Source organism: Kitasatospora sp. NPDC034035, assembly GCF_055575755.1.
Genome location: NZ_JBVISA010000027.1, coordinates 1 through 13,860 on the forward strand (window position 1 = coordinate 1; position 13,860 = coordinate 13,860).

The 13,860-nt window shown below is 71.1% G+C and carries 11 protein-coding genes; 3 read left to right on the forward strand and 8 right to left on the reverse strand.

Features of this window, described 5'->3' with window-relative positions:
* Nucleotides 1-273: 273 nt before the first annotated feature.
* The 4 genes from ACZ52J_RS30855 to ACZ52J_RS30870 form a co-directional block, all read right to left on the reverse strand.
* Nucleotides 274-1,392: a hypothetical protein gene (locus ACZ52J_RS30855; RefSeq protein ID WP_465623409.1), complete on the reverse strand. Its 1,119-nt coding sequence runs from the start codon at nt 1,390-1,392 to the stop codon at nt 274-276.
* Between the two features lie 115 nt (nt 1,393-1,507).
* On the reverse strand, nt 1,508-2,584 hold the full coding sequence (locus tag ACZ52J_RS30860; RefSeq protein WP_465623411.1) for a hypothetical protein: 1,077 nt from the start codon (nt 2,582-2,584) through the stop codon (nt 1,508-1,510).
* 326 nt (nt 2,585-2,910) lie between these two features.
* On the reverse strand, nt 2,911-4,308 hold the full coding sequence (locus tag ACZ52J_RS30865) for a glycoside hydrolase family 16 protein (RefSeq protein WP_465623413.1): 1,398 nt from the start codon (nt 4,306-4,308) through the stop codon (nt 2,911-2,913).
* 736 nt (nt 4,309-5,044) lie between these two features.
* Nucleotides 5,045-5,806 (reverse strand): helix-turn-helix domain-containing protein, encoded by a 762-nt coding sequence (locus ACZ52J_RS30870; protein ID WP_465623415.1) that lies wholly within the window; start codon nt 5,804-5,806, stop codon nt 5,045-5,047.
* A gap of 211 nt (nt 5,807-6,017) precedes the next feature.
* Between ACZ52J_RS30870 and ACZ52J_RS30875 the strand changes: the two genes are divergently transcribed.
* On the forward strand, nt 6,018-7,016 hold the full coding sequence (locus tag ACZ52J_RS30875) for an alpha/beta fold hydrolase (protein WP_465623416.1): 999 nt from the start codon (nt 6,018-6,020) through the stop codon (nt 7,014-7,016).
* Between the two features lie 410 nt (nt 7,017-7,426).
* A complete protein-coding gene (locus ACZ52J_RS30880; RefSeq protein WP_465623418.1) occupies nt 7,427-9,016 on the forward strand; it encodes a flavin-containing monooxygenase in 1,590 nt (529 codons plus the stop codon).
* Nucleotides 9,017-9,133: 117 nt separating this feature from the next.
* Here ACZ52J_RS30880 and ACZ52J_RS30885 read toward each other — a convergent pair whose 3' ends face one another.
* Together ACZ52J_RS30885 and ACZ52J_RS30890 are read right to left on the reverse strand one after the other, a co-directional pair.
* A complete protein-coding gene (locus tag ACZ52J_RS30885; RefSeq protein ID WP_465623420.1) occupies nt 9,134-9,277 on the reverse strand; it encodes a hypothetical protein in 144 nt (47 codons plus the stop codon).
* Between the two features lie 236 nt (nt 9,278-9,513).
* The gene (locus ACZ52J_RS30890; protein WP_465623421.1) at nt 9,514-10,440 is read right to left on the reverse strand and encodes an alcohol dehydrogenase catalytic domain-containing protein; all 927 of its coding nucleotides are present in this window, start codon (nt 10,438-10,440) and stop codon (nt 9,514-9,516) included.
* 193 nt (nt 10,441-10,633) lie between these two features.
* On the opposite strand from ACZ52J_RS30890, the gene ACZ52J_RS30895 reads away from it, so the two are divergent.
* Entirely contained in the window at nt 10,634-12,397 is a 1,764-nt protein-coding gene (locus ACZ52J_RS30895) for a sensor histidine kinase (protein WP_465623423.1), read from the forward strand.
* 144 nt (nt 12,398-12,541) lie between these two features.
* Here the strand turns inward: ACZ52J_RS30895 and ACZ52J_RS30900 are convergent, their stop codons facing one another.
* A complete protein-coding gene (locus tag ACZ52J_RS30900) occupies nt 12,542-13,534 on the reverse strand; it encodes an Acg family FMN-binding oxidoreductase (protein WP_465623425.1) in 993 nt (330 codons plus the stop codon).
* A gap of 16 nt (nt 13,535-13,550) precedes the next feature.
* A complete protein-coding gene (locus ACZ52J_RS30905; protein ID WP_465623426.1) occupies nt 13,551-13,844 on the reverse strand; it encodes an SHOCT domain-containing protein in 294 nt (97 codons plus the stop codon).
* Nucleotides 13,845-13,860 lie beyond the last annotated feature (16 nt).

Below are 13,860 nucleotides of genomic sequence, written 5' to 3' on the forward strand. Positions count from 1 at the left end.
CCGACGTTTCAAACTCTAGCCGATCCCCGCTCCGAAAAGCGAATCCAGCCGCAATCCGATAAAACGAACACGCCGAATAAGAACCGAGCCGCGACAAGACACGACTCAGCCCGAACCGGGAACCGGTGTTTCAGGGGATTGGCCGCTCCGGGACCGTCCGCGCACATGCGTGTCCGGTGCTCCCATGTCGAGCGACTGGGAGACAGTACTCCTATTCCCCACCCGACACAAAATGCTCCGCCGGCGGGCGGTGGCAGGCCACCGCCCGCTCAGTCACCTCTCGCCTGTGCGGTCGAGGTTCAGGCAGAGCGCCCAAACGTCGGAGTAGGTGTTCGGCGAGGGTGAGCCGCCGACGTGGATGTCGGCCGTCCAGTACGCGGGCGTCGTGCTGCCGTCACTGACCGGGTTGCCGTCGGAGTCGCTGGGGTAGCTCCCGGTGAGGTGGGTGCCCTGCGAGCCGACCTTTCTGAAGTCGGTCGTCGTCACCTTGCCTCCGCTGGCGGCGGCACCGCCGCTGACCAGGACGTCGTGCTTGCGTCCGTTGCCACGCCCGCCATCGGGGCTGTCGCAGCCGACCGTCGCCGTCTGGTGGGTGCCTGCGACCTCCGGGCCGCTCAGCTCGCGGAAGTGGACGGTCGTGGTGATGTTCCGGACGTTGACGTCGTCGCCGCTGCAGATCGCGTAGGCGTACGTCATGTTGCCGCTGTCGCGTCCGCCGCCGATTCCGCCGACGGCGGTCCAGGAGTCGGGGTTGGTCTCCCCGTCCGCGGCGGCCATCTGACCGAAGTCGTGCACGGCGTCGTTGAAGGTGGGGAAGCCGGCGATCGGCTTGAGGCTGCCGACGACGGCGGGGGTGGTCCGGGCACCGCCGCCGATCAGCAGGGTTCCGGCCGGGCAGGTTGCCACCACGGTCTTGGCCGTGTTCCCGACGCTCGGTCCGGGCACCTTGTTCATGACCACCTGGGTGTGCCGGATCCGGTTGCTGGAGAGGCACAGCGCGTAGGCGGTGGTGGAGAACTCGGGGCTGGAGTTGCTGCCGCTGCCGCCGAACGCGAGCCAGTGCGTGGCGTCGGTGCCGACGACGCCGGGTGCGTCGGTGTACTCGGTGACACCGTCGGCGCTGGGCGCGATGCCCAGCACGTGGTTGCCGTTGCCCGCCCGGTCGCTTCCGGTGGTCTGGGAGATTCCGCCGCCGGAGACCAGACCGTGGTTGCAGTCCGCGCGGGACGAGACACCGGTGAAAGGCGTGTCGGGGCCCATGGTGGCTCCGGGGGTCGTCACGGAGACGACCGCGGTGTCGGCGTGCGCGATGTCCGGCACCGCCAGGACGAGCAAGGCACCAGGGATCAGGACGGTCCGCAGGGCGGACCGCCGCAGGGAGTTCTTCCGCACCGGTTTCTTCCTTTCCGACGTTCCGATGGCGCCGCGGTGAACGGCCGCGGCGCCGGTGACTCAGAGGTGCCTCCGAGGTGGCCCGGGGGTGCCTCCGGGCGCCCTCAGGGGTGCCTCAGACGCCGTCGTTGGCGCACAGCGCCCAGACGTCGGAGTGGTTGTTGGTCGACGTCTGGCCACCGGTGTGGGCAGCCGCCGTCCAGGACGCCGCCGTGGTCGTCCCGTCGCTGACCGGATTGCCGCTGGAGTCGCTGGGGAAGCTCCCGTTGAGGTGGTCGCCGCCGGAGCCCGGCCCGGTGAAGTCGGTGGTGGTCACGCTGCCCGCGCTGACGGCGGCGCCGCCGCTGACCAGCTTCCCGTCCCCGACGCCACAACTCACCGTCGCCGTCTGGCCCGTGCTCCCGGTGTTCGGGCCACTCACCTCGCCGAAGCGGACCTTGACGGTGACACCGCTCACGCCGATGCCGTTGCCGCTGCAGATCGCGTACGCGTAGGTCTCGTCGCCGGCGTTCGCGCTGTTGTCCCACCCGACGGCGCTCCAGGAGTCGGGGTTGGTCTCCCCGTCCGCGGCCGCCTTCCTGCCGTAGTCGTGCGCGGCATTGTTGAAGGTGGGGAAGGTGGCGATCGGCTTGAAGGTGCCGGTGTTGCCCGGTGTCAGCAGGGCACCGCCGCCGAGCAGGACCGCGTTGGCAGGGCAGGTCGCCGTCACCAGGCCCACCGTGGTCGCGGCGGTGGGCGTGTTGGCCTTGTTCATGACGACCTGGGTGTGGTTGATCAGGCTGCTGGTGAAGCACACCGCGTACGGGGTGGTGGAGAACGAGGAGTTGGCCTGCCCCCCGCTGGCGCCCTTCGCGATCGAGTACGTCACGTCGGTGCCGACGACCCCGGTCGAACCGGTGTATTCGGTGGAACCGTCCGCGCTGGGCTCGATGCCCATCACGTGGTTGCCGTTCACTCCCGCGCCCGTACCGATGGCCTGGTTGATGCCGCCACCGGAGACGAGCCCACCGGTGCAGTGAGCGCTCGTCGAGATCGAGGAGTCGGCGCCTGCGGGCCCGAGGGTGGCCCCGGGGGTCCGCACCGTGACGCCCACCGTGTTGGCGTAGGCGGCCCCCGGCGCCGCCACGACCAGAAGGGCACCTACGACCACTGTCTTTCCTGCGGCGAAGCGCCACAGGGACTTGTCTGCCACCGAGTTCGTCCTCTCGAGATTTCACCGTGCGGAGAGCCGCGAAGAGCCACGAGTGCCGGCCGGAGCCGGGAGACCGTGACGCTGGGTTACGGGCCGATTGAAGCAGCGGTCCGGACGCGCCCGCGACTGGTGCCGAGCACAAGACGACGGGCTCTTCACTGGGTGATCGAACAGGCGCCGCCGACGGCAGGCAGTTGCCGTCGGCGGCGCCGGTGCGCCACCGCGCGACCCGCAGGTCGCGGGTCGCGCAACGCGGAACGCGCAACGCAACGGCCCGGCCTCGCGGTGGGAGTCCGCGAGGCCGGGCCGTTGCCGGGATGGTCGGGTCAGTGCTGCCAGACCCGCACGTAGTCGACCTGCATGTCGGCCGGAGTGACGGCCGGGTACTTGGAATCGACCGCGTTGTTGAGGATCAGGTACATCGGCGCCGCCGTGATGCCGGTGGTGATCTGCCCGACCTTCACACCGTCGTAGTAGTACGTGACCGAGCCCGGCGCCCATTCCGCGCCGTAGGTGTGCCATCCACTGAAGTCGCCGTGCGCGCACCCGCCCGGGCCGCCGGCGTCGGAGTGGAAGTGGTAGCAGGCCTCGCCACCCAGACCCTCCATCACGTCCATCTCACCGTCGGTCGGCCAGTTCTGACCGTCCGCCCAGAAGGCGGGCCAGTTGGCGACCTGCGAGCCGGACGGCGGCAGATAGATGCGGGCCTCGAACGCGCCGTAGGAGAACTGGGCCTTGCCGTTGGTGTTGATCAGACCTGACGTGTACGGGTAGGTCTTGCCGTTCACGGTGGCCGGCTTCTGGACCGCCGCCAGGTGCAGGCTGCCGCCGCTCACCGAAACCTGGGACGGGGAGTACGCGGCGGACTCCTGGGAGTTCACCGGCTGAGTCGTGCAGGTGCTGCAGCCGAACCAGTTGGGATTCCACTTGGCGGCGTCGAGCGAGCTGCCGTTGAACTCGTCCGCGAAGACCGGGCGCCAGGCGCCCGAGATGCCCAGAGGTCCGGCGGAGGTGCCGGTCGTGGGGGCGGTCGTGGCGGTCGGCGACGGCGTCGCGGTGGCGGTGGCGGTGGCGGTGGCGGTCGACGACGGGGACGCCGTCGCGGTGGCCGTCGGCGACGGCGAGGTGGTCGCCGTGGCGGTCGGCGACTGCGTGGCGGTGGCCGTCGGCGACGACGTGGCGGTCGCGGTCGGCGACGGCGTACCGGCCGCGGTCGGCGAGGCGGTGGCCGTTGCGGTAGCCGTTCCGGTAGCCGTGGGCGACGGGCTCGGTGCCGGAGCCGAGGAGGCGCGCGAGGTGAAGGTGTTCACCGGGCTCAGGTTGTGCCAGTGGTTGGCGCTCTCATACGCCACGAAGTACGTGTACGTGCCTGCCGGGAAGGTGCGGCTCTGCGGCGTGAACGTGAGCTCCGAAGAGGTCAGCGTCGCTGGGATCGCACCGCGGAAGTCGTAGTGGGCACCGTCGGCCGACCGCACCGCGATGGTCAGCGCCTGGACCGAGGTCTGGCGGGTGGCGTGCAGCTTGGCGGTGGCCGTGACCGGGCTGTCGGCGCCGGGACCGGTCGGCGTGATCGAGATGGAGTCGACCACCACCGGTTCCGTCTGCGTGGACGGCATGGCCCAGGCGGCCGCACCGGTCCCGGTGGCAGCCAGCGCGATCCCGAGCGCGAGGAAACGGCGCCCGCCGGTGAGTGTGCTGCGGCGATGCTTCGAATGCTTGGCCATACGAGGGAGGACCCTTTCGCTCCCCCCTCGACTGTGGACTCGCAGCAGCCTGAAGGAGGGATGGTCCGTATGCAAGCCCAATGCCGCCACCGAATCGACGACATCGGTCACGCACCCGGCAAAGTCCCCTGGTCGGGCGGGCTTTCGAGGCACCGCCATCGGCCGGCTGTGACATGTCGCACAGCCGGCCGATGGCGGAATCAGGAAGACCGGACCAAGGTGGTCGTTATTGAGGCTTTCATCAGCATTTGTCCGTATCAACCGGAAAGCGTCGTTCGACGGCTTCGGCCCCGAACTGGCGGCCATGGTCACGAGGCCTGGCCGGATGCCATCAACTCGGCTTCCCCGTCCTCCACTTGCCCGTGACGACCGACGCGGGGCCCGGTCGGTCACCCGGGTCACGGCCGCCGGATAGCACGGGACGTTCAGCCCCGAGCCGAACCCGATCTCCAGGACATCGCCCTCAAGACCCTCGCAGACCCTTCGCCGGAGATGCGCGGCCTCCTTCGTCCCACAGACGACGTTGACGATCCGCGGCACGACCTGACCGGCGAAGAACCCCATCACGACCTCCAGCCCTCATGCCCGCTCCGGCACCGAGCCGAGCCACCGGCGAAGCCCGTCGGACCGGCGAGAAGGCCCCGTCATCGCCTCCTCCAGCGAGATGCGACTGCGGATTCACGACGAAGACCCCGCCGAATCTGCCGCAGGCCCGACCGGAGCCACCTCCGAGCCTTCAGGCCGCGCCGCCGTGTGCCGGCCAGGCTGTGTCGTCGGCGGCCAGCCACGGCTCGTCCGCGGCAGCGCTGGGGGTTGTCCCGGCAAACACGCGGACGTCGTGGTGAAGGTGGGGCTGGTCGGCATAGCCACAGTCCGCCGCCACCTGCGCGGGGGTGTGTCCGCGGACCAGGCGGTGAACGGCCTGATCGAAGCGGACGAGCATGGCGGCACGTTTGGGTGTCAGGCCGATCTGCGAACCGAAACGCGACCACACGCGCTGGCGGCTCCACCCGGTCCGGGCTGCGAGGTCGCTCACGCGGGTTCGACCACGGCTGGCGACGATCTGACGCCAGACCCAGGCCACCTCGGGATCGACCACCCTGCCGTCACGGAGCCGGGTGAACAGTTCTGTGTCGATCAGCGCGAAGCGCTCCGGCCAGGTTCGCGCATGGTGAAGCCGCTCCCGCAGGCGCGGCGTGTCGCGGCCCCACAGGTCGTCGAGTGTGATGACGCTCCCGCGCAACTCCGCGAGCGGGAGCCCGAGCACGGAGTGCGCAATGAGCGGAGACAGGCGAATCTGCACACACTCGATGCCCTCGGCACGCACCTGGAACGCGCTGAAGGCGAGCCCGGCGGCCAGGCTCGCCGCCCGCATTCGGCCGGCGGCGCCGTGAATGCTGAACGGGCGGTCACCGAACTCGACAGCCACGGTGACGGCCGGGTGGGGGATGGCTCGCAGTTCGACTGGATTGTCACCGTGAATACGGAACCCTGCCATGTCGACACCAGGCAGCGCGGTTTGGCGCGACGGTCGCGCGATCTCCCAAGCCGCAGTGGGACCTGCCCTTCCGCTAACCGGTCGCACGCCTCCACTGTACGAGCGGCTCGGCGGCGGGATCAACCATGCGCGAGGCGTGGACATTTCTCCAAGACGCCTCGCGGCGGCCGTCGGCAGGCTGGTCACGCACAGATCGAGCGACGGAGGAGCCATGGACGAGACGACCACCCCGCAAGACCAACGCACCCACAGCCGCGCGGATCCGGCGCCGCGCGCCCCGCACGGACGGCGGCGGGCAAGGAGGCGGCGGATCACGCTGCTGGCCGTCGGCCTGCTGGCCATCCTCCTCGCGGGCAACACCGTGTCAGTGCGCACGGAGACAGCCGAAGCGTCCGGCGAGCAGATCGTGCGCCTTCCCGGCGGGGACATCCACGTCGTGCAGGATGGGCCCCGCGACGCGCCCACAGTGGTGCTCCTGCACGGCCTGGGCGGCTCGACGGCATGGTGGGATCCAGTGCTGCCGGCATTGCGGGACCTGCACGTGGTGCGGGTGGACCTGCTAGGGCACGGCAGATCGGCCAAACCGGCCGATGGCTACCGCATCGCGGAGCAGGCCCGCCGGGTCGGGGCCGTACTCGATCGGCTCGGGGTGCGCCACGCGACCGTCGTCGGGCATTCGACCGGCGGCACCGTCGCCACGTCGCTGGCCGAACAGCGCCGCGACCTGGTGGCGGCGATCGGGCTGATCGACACCGGCCCGCGGTTGGACGCGTACATCGGCGACAGCTTCGCCAGCCATCTGGTGACCACCCCGGTAGTAGGTGAGCTGCTCTGGCGGCTGCGCACCGACGGCACGATCCGTGACGCGCTGAGCACCGCGTTCACCCGTAAGGTGGGGATCCCCGACCAGATCATCACCGATATCCGGGGCATGACCTACCGCAGCCTCACCGCGACCGACGAGGCGTCCTCCGCGTACGTGAAGGAGGAGCCCATCCCCGACCGGGTCGCCGGGCTCGGCCTTCCGACGCTGGTCATCTTCGGCTCCCAGGACCGACGATGGCAGCCGTCCTCCGCCCAGGACTACCGCCGGGTTCCCCACGCCCGGATCGAGATGCTCGATGGTGTCGGCCACACACCGATGTTCGAGGCCCCCGACGCCACCGGAGCCCTCCTGCACGGCTTCGCCCTCGAAGCCGCGCCACGCTGACCCGGCATCACCACTCACCACAATCCGAGATCTCTACCGAACCCGCGGTGCCTCTGTGTTCTGTCAAGCGGCGATGGGGAAGTGCGCGGCTCGTCGTTCGAAGGCCGGCATCCGGCCGTCCGGGTAGGGAAGATCCGTCGCCTGGTCGTCGGCGGTGTGCTGAGGCCGCCGAGATCCGGGCGGATTCTCCCGCACAAAGGTCATGCTTCGGAAGCCGATCACACGGTATCGGCGCTGAACGTCATGCCAACCCGCGAAGTCACTCATATGAGCCAACCCATGGTCATGTCCGGTATCTCAGGCCCTACTTGAAGCTACGCTTCGACGCCTTGAGCAAGAGATCGGAAAGAGCTCGCACGGCCTCGGCAGGCGCCGGGCCGAGGCATTCACCCACGCAGGCAGGGGATTTGGTGACCGGCGAAGGAATTGACGGCAGTTGTCAGCGGACGGAGGTCGTCGTCATCGGCGCCGGCATGTCCGGAATCGCCGCCGTGATCGCACTGCACCAGGCCGGAATCGACGACGTCGTGGTGCTGGAGAAGACCGGCCGCCTCGGCGGTACCTGGCGTGACAACACCTATCCCGGATGCGGCTGCGACGTGCCGTCCGTGCTGTACGAGTACTCCTTCGCCCCCCATTCCTGGAGCCGGTCCTTCGCCACCCAGCCCGAGATCCTCGGCTACCTCGAAGCCACCGCGGAAACGCACGGCGCCGAAAAGGCGATCCGCTACGGCACCGAAGTCCTCGCCGGTCACTGGGACTCGGACACCCACTTCTGGCACCTGAGCACCACGGCGGGCACCTGGACCGCCCGGGCGGTCATCGTCGCCACCGGCCCCTGGCACCGTCCCCGCTACCCCGACATTCCCGGGCTCGACGGCTTTCCCGGCGCTGTCTTCCACTCCGCCGACTGGGACCACGGCACCGACCTGACCGGACGCCGCGTCGCGGTGGTCGGCACCGGAGCGTCCACCGTCCAGTTCCTGCCGGAGATCCAGCCACAGGCTGCCCACATCGATGTCTTCCAGAGCACACCACAGTGGGTACTGCCGAAACCGGACCACCCGTACTCCCCCCGCCTCCGCCGATTCCTCGAACGCCGCCCGGCGGCACGCCGCCTCCTGCGCCGCCTGCAGCACTGGACGCAGGAGACGATCGGTGTACCCCTGCGCTACCCGAGAGTGCTGGCACCCCTGGAAGCCGTAGCCCGCCTCCACCTGCGCGCCGCCGTGCCCGACCCCGCGCTCCGCGAGGCCCTGACCCCGCGCTACCGCCTCGGCGGCCGCCGCCTGATCGCCTCCAGCACCTACTACCCCGCCCTCACCCAGCCCAACGTCCAGCTGCGCCCCACCCGCGTGACCGCAGTCCACGGCTCCCAGGTCATCGGAGCCGACGGCACCCGCACCACCGCGGACGCGATCATCCTCGCCACGGGTTTCCACGTCGGTGACCTCGCCCTGGCTCCTCGCCTGCACGGCCTCCACGGCCTCCACGGCAACACCCTCGCCCAGACCTGGGCCGACGACCGCCGTGCCTACCTGGGCACAAGCATCAGCGGATTCCCGAACCTCTTCCTTCTTCCCGGCCCGAACATCCTCACCGGCACGAGTGCGGTCCCGACCGTCGTCGAGGCACAACTCCGCTACATCACCGCCGCCCTCAACCACCTGTACACCAGCGGGAACACCGCACTGGACGTCACGCCGGAGGCTGAAGAGGCACACCACAACGCCCTCCAGCACGCACTCCGCGGCACCGTGTACAACACCACCGGCGGCTCCGGCTACTACTTCGGACTCCCGGGCGTGAACACCTTCTGCTGGCCCTGGTCCGCCGGCAGGCTGGTCAAGCGCCTGCACACCTTCACCCCGGACACCTACATCTGGACCAAACAGCAGTCTGAACCGCGTACCGGCAGGCCCGCCGGAGGAGCAGTAGTACCACCCCCGGCCTCGCGGCAGCGCGCTCACCGACTCACCGCCGACAACCGCACCCCGTAGGAGCGGTCCCAGGCCCTAGAGGAGGACCGTAACCATCAGTCACGAGCTTTCCCAACTCGCCGATATTGCAAGGAAGTTACCGGCTCTACATTGCACTCCGCGCCCGGTGGGCAGCGATCAGATCTCGGTACAGGCGTACGAGGCCTTCGGCGTGCTCATCCACGACGACATGTAGGCCGGCTGGGCCTCCGGGAGGAGCTTCTCCGGCGGCGGCTTCCGCAGGGCGTACCGCCGCAGCGCCCCTGTCCAGCTATTCGTCATCGCGCCGCCCGCGCGGGATGGGGAACAGCAACGCGGCCACGAAGACCACCACCATCAGGCCGATGACCACCAGGTTCGCCCCCGAGATCGACTGCGGACGGGATCTGGCGTCACTCTCGCCCCGCAGCTACGCGTCGGCACCCGCGGTGAGCCGAACGGGCCGGTCCCCGCCGCGGGCCGGCGGACGGGACTACCGACGCGGGCAGCGCAGCCGTGGTGCGTCGGCGGGGAGAGGTTCACCCCGTGCCGATCCGGCGGCCGGTGACCTCGGCGGGGCGGATGCGCACCCACAGGGGCCGGGAGCCGTCGGCGTCGCGGATCCAGAGGTCCTCCAGGTGGAGCAGCGCAGGCTTGCCGTGCACGCCCACGTTGGCGACCCGGCCGCCGGGGCGCACCAGGCGGGTGCACAGTTCGAAGGACTCGGGGACGCCGACCGCCTCGATCGCGACGTCCACGCCCAGTCCGTCCCGGCTCAGTTCCTGGACGGCCGCCGGGGTCGCCTCGGCCACGGTCAGCGTCGTGTCGGCGCCGAAGCGCTCGGCGGCGTCGATGCGGCTCTGCGCGAGGTCGATCGCGATGATGCGGGCCGGGCTGTAGAGGCGGGCGGTGAGGATGGCGGCGAGTCCGATCGGTCCGGCGCCGACGATCGCGACGGTGTCGCCCGGCTCGACCCGGCCGTTGCGGACGCCGACCTCGTAGGAGGTGGGCAGGATGTCGGCGAGCAGCAGGGCGTCCTCGTCCCGGACGCCGTCGGGCAGCTTGTACAGGGAAGTGTCCGCGAAGGGGGTGCGGACGTACTCGGCCTGGCAGCCGTCGATCAGGTGGCCGAGGATCCAGCCGCCACCGCCGGTGCACTGGCCGTAGCTCGCGGCTCGGCAGTAGGCGCATCGGCCGCAGGCGGAGATGCAGGAGACCAGGACGTGGTCGCCGACCGTGACGGTGCGCACGCCCGGTCCGGTCTCGGTGACGGTTCCGACGGCCTCGTGCCCGAGGACGCGGCCCTCGGTGACCTCGGGGACGTCGCCCTTGAGGATGTGCAGGTCGGTGCCGCAGATGGTGACGGCGTCCACTCGGACGACGGCGTCCTCCAGGTCTTGGACGGCCGGGTCGGGGGCATCGCCCCAGGTGCGGCGGCCGGGTCCGTGGTAGGTGAGCGCTTTCATGCCGCGGTCGCTCCTCTCGGAGGGCGGATCCGGCGGTTCCGCTCGTACGTCCAGCGTCTCCCGGGTCGCAGCCGTCGCCAGGGGCCCGGTGGAGTGCTCCCGCTGGGCCGATGGACCCCCTTGCGCCCGCCCGGCCGGGGCGATCGCGCCTACGCTGGTCAGTGGGTATCGGGGGCGAGCCAGGGAGGATCCCTTGGGCAGCGCGTCGGAGACCAGCCCGTCGGAGACCAGTGCTTCGGCGTCGGGCGCCCGCGTGCCTCAGCTGCGGCTGGACGAGCTCCTGGAGGAACTGCAGGCCCGGCTGGACGCCGCCCGCGGCACCCGTGACCGGGTGCACAGCCTGCTGGAGGCGGTGCTGGCGGTCGGGCGCGACCTGGAACTCTCCCAGGCCCTGCAGCACATCGTGGAGGCCGCCGTCACTCTGGTGGACGCCGAGTACGGTGCGCTCGGCGTGATCGGCGAGGACCAGCGGCTGTCGCAGTTCATCCCGGTCGGGGTCACCGACGACCAGGTCAAGCTGATCGGCGACCTGCCGTCCGGGCATGGCATCCTCGGCGAACTGATCCGTCATCCCGAGCCGCTGCGGCTCAGCCGGATCTCCGACCACCCGGCGTCCTACGGGTTCCCGGCAAGACACCCCCCGATGAGCAGCTTCCTGGGGGTGCCGATCCGGATCCGCGCCAAGGTGTTCGGCAACCTCTACCTGACCGAGAAGCGCGGCGGCGGCGACTTCGACGACGAGGACGAGTCGGTGCTCGCCACCCTGGCCGTCGCCGCCGGGGTGGCCATCGACAACGCCCGGCTCTACGACCGGGCCCGGCGGCGGCAGCGCTGGCTGGAGGCCAGTGCCGAGGTGACCAAGGCCCTGCTGTCGGGCAGCGCGGAGCAGGAGGTGCTGGACCTGCTGCTCGCCCGGGCGACCGAGATCGCCGGCGCGGACCTCGCCGTCGTCGCCGTGCCTCTGCCGGAGACCGGCGAGCTGGAGGTGCGGATCGCCGTCGGCCTGGGCGAGCGGGAGCACAGCGGTCTGGTACTGCCCATCGAGGGCTCGTTCATGGGGGCGGCCTTCCGTACCGGCGGGCTCGTGGTGAGCCCCGACGTCCAGCACGACCCGAGGATCACCGCCGGTCCGCCGCGCTGGCAGGGCCTGGGCCCGGCCCTCGCCATCCCCATCGGCACCACCGCGCACGGGATCCGGGGCGTGCTGCTGCTGGCCCGGGCGGCCGGTGCGCCGCTGTTCGAGGAGGGCGAGTCCGGGCCGCTGCTGGGCTTCGCCGGCCAGGCGGCGGTGGCGATGGAGCTCGCGGAGCGCCGCCGGGACTCCGAACAGGTGGCGTTGCTGCAGGAACGCGACCGGATCGCCCGCGACCTGCACGACCTGGCCATCCAGCGGCTCTTCGCCACCGGGATGACCCTCCAGGGCGCCACCCGCTTCATCACGCACCCCGAGGCCACCGACCGGGTCCTGCGCGCGATCGACGACCTGGACGAGACCGCGAAGACCATCCGCGCCACCATTTTCGGCCTGCGCCTTCGGGAGAAGGGCCCGGCGGCGAGCGGCCTGCGCACCCGCGTCGTCGAGGTCGTCGAACGCGCCGCCCGCGCCCTCGGCTTCGCCCCGGCCCTGCGGATGACCGGCCTGCTCGACGTCACCGTCCCCGCCGAGATCGCGGACGCGGCCGTCGCCGTCCTGGAGGAGGCCCTGTCCAACGCCGCCCGCCACGCCCGGGCCCACGCCGTCGACGTCTCGGTGGCCGCCGGAGCCGACCTGACCCTCACCGTCACCGACGACGGCGTCGGCCTTCCCGACGGCGTCGGCCTTCCCGAGGGCGATCGCCGCAGCGGGCTCGCCAACCTGGCCGACCGCGCCGCCGCACTGGGCGGCACTTTCACCGCCCGACCCCGCCCCGAGGGCGGCACCGAGCTGGTCTGGCGGGTCCCGCTGCCGAAGATCTGAGAACACCTGGTGAAACGATCTTCGACCAGGGCGGGCGGGGTACGGGCCACTCGCCGTCAACGACTGTCTGCGCCTTGGCACGGCCCCGGGACGCGCCCCGACCGGTGCGCGCTGATCCGACGAGAACGGTCGGCCGGGCCCTGGCTAGCAGCCCGAAGCCTTCGGCTCGATCACGGCATCGGATGACAGTCGGGGTGTGGGGGCGCCTTCGGGGCCGTAGCCGATGCGGATCAGGATCTGGATGTAGCCGGGGCCCCGGTGCGGGTCGCGGGCTTCCCAGCGCAGGTAGGGCCACTCCATGGCCTGGTGCAGCAGGGAGGCCCGGACGCCGTGGGCGGTGGCGGTGAGCAGGACGTGTTCCAGGGCGAGGCCGGCGCGCAGCCAGTCCCGGGGCGTGTCGTGCGCGGTGGCGAGGACGGCGATGCGGGGCTCGGCTTCGAAGGTGGCGGGGGCCTGGTGCTCGGCGGCGTGGAGGGCGGAGAAGTCACGCATCGGCAGGTGGCCGGACAGGTCCTGCGGGCCGAGCGCGTCGGCCGGGATGCCGTAGGGCGGTGCGTCGCCGGTGCGGATCCAGCTGCGGCTCTCGGCGCGCCGGGCCTCGTCGGTGGTGTTGCGGCGCTCGGCCTCGGCGGTGAGGTGGAGCAGTCGGGCGGTCTCGTCGGGGCCGGGCAGGTGGAGCACGGCGTCCTCGGACCGAGCGTCGGCGGCGAGTTCGTCGAGGACGGCCGGGGGCACGGGCTTGCCGGTGAACGGTGTGCGGATGGTGTGGCGGTGCCAGATCGCCTCGTACAGCTTGTCCGTGCCCCGGAGCGGCACGGCAGCCACCGTGTCGAGCCGGACGGTGGCCAACAGATCCGGTTCGGCCGGGTCGGGCAGCAGGCGCACGTCGGGGGCCCAGCCGAGGTGACGTGCGGCGACCCGCAAGTTGAGGACGGCGGCGCCGACGGAGATGTGCAGCGCCCGGCCCTGCGGGTCGGCGGCCGGGACGGCCCGGCTACGGTCAGCCCGGACCTCCAGGGTCAAGGTGTCCGGATGGAGCCGGAAGCGCCAGGGCTGGCTGTTGTGAATCGAGGGTGCGGCGACCGCCGCGGAGACAAGCTTCTCCAGCGTGGGGGCGTCGAGGGCGAGGGTGGTCATGACCGCCTCCATGACGTCAGGCGGGCGGGTCGCCGCCGCGCAGGGCGTCCGGACGGGTGCGGTACTCGGCGGGGTCGATCCCGCCGCGGGCGAGGCGTTCGGCGAGCAGCTGTTCCGGGGCGGGCCGCTGCGGCGGCGCGGTCGGCGGGACCGGCGGGACCGGTGCCGTCGGGCTGTGCAAAGCCGTCCGCCCCGGGTGCCGGACCGGGGCGATCACGCCGAGGATCACGAGCGCCCAGAAGAGCGGCATGCCCACGGTCATCGGGCCGATTCCCCAGCCGTTCATGCCGTGGCCGTTCCAGTACGTCATCGCCGTCTCCTCAGCC